The 953-nt window shown below is 47.1% G+C and carries 3 tRNA genes and 2 rRNA genes; all 5 read left to right on the top strand.

The features are described from left to right. Window positions 1–198, top strand: a 16S ribosomal RNA gene (locus tag L4D76_RS28665); the annotation flags it as partial. 92 nt (window positions 199–290) lie between these two features. Continuing rightward, window positions 291–366, top strand: a tRNA-Glu gene (locus L4D76_RS28670). Between the two features lies 1 nt (window position 367). Continuing rightward, window positions 368–443, top strand: a tRNA-Lys gene (locus L4D76_RS28675). 29 nt (window positions 444–472) lie between these two features. Then, window positions 473–548 (top strand) — tRNA-Val (locus L4D76_RS28680). A gap of 257 nt (window positions 549–805) precedes the next feature. Further along, window positions 806–953: ribosomal RNA gene (locus L4D76_RS28685) — 23S ribosomal RNA — on the top strand; the annotation flags it as partial.

The following is a 953-nucleotide window of genomic DNA, read 5'->3' on the forward strand; positions in this document are numbered from 1 at the left end:
GAATGTCACGGTGAATACGTTCCCGGGCCTTGTACACACCGCCCGTCACACCATGGGAGTGGGCTGCACCAGAAGTAGATAGCTTAACCCCGATCTTCTAGGAGAAAGGGGAGGGCGTTTACCACGGTGTGGTTCATGACTGGGGTGAAGTCGTAACAAGGTAGCCCTAGGGGAACCTGGGGCTGGATCACCTCCTTACCTAAAGACTTACTGTTTTATGCAGTGTCCACACAGATTGCTTGGTCGAAATGTAAAAGAACACGATGTTACCCAATAACATCGAAAACTTAGTCCCGTTCGTCTAGAGGCCTAGGACACCGCCCTTTCACGGCGGTAACAGGGGTTCGACTCCCCTACGGGACGCCAAGGGTCGTTAGCTCAGTTGGTAGAGCAGTTGACTTTTAATCAATTGGTCGCAGGTTCGAATCCTGCACGACCCACCATCTTCTCTTCGAGGATGTAAAACATCGGAGGGCGATTAGCTCAGTTGGGAGAGCACCTCCCTTACAAGGAGGGGGTCACTGGTTCGAGCCCGGTATCGCCCACCACTTTMTAAATACATTCGTTTGAGTGTGATTAGAAAGTGGATCTTTAAGTAGAAACACAATGTTCTTTAACAATCTGGAAAGCTGACTAGTAAATTGAATTTTCGAATTCAATTACAAATGTTTTTTATCTAACGATAAAAAACGAGTTCTCAAAACAAACACATTCAAGTGTCTTGTGTAGAGTCCGGCGAAAACAAATCCTCTCTTTTAAGAGAGAAACCTTGGTTGTTGCCATACGAAACCTCTTGGGGTTGTATGGTTAAGTGACTAAGCGTACACGGTGGATGCCTTGGCAGTCAGAGGCGATGAAGGACGTATTAACTTGCGATAAGCGTAGATTAGGCAGTAAAAGCCACTTGAGTCTGCGATTTCCGAATGGGGAAACCCACTGGCATAAGCCAGTAT

It is taken from the genome of Photobacterium sagamiensis, assembly GCF_050337085.1.
Taxonomy (GTDB): Bacteria; Pseudomonadota; Gammaproteobacteria; order Enterobacterales; family Vibrionaceae; genus Photobacterium; species Photobacterium sagamiensis.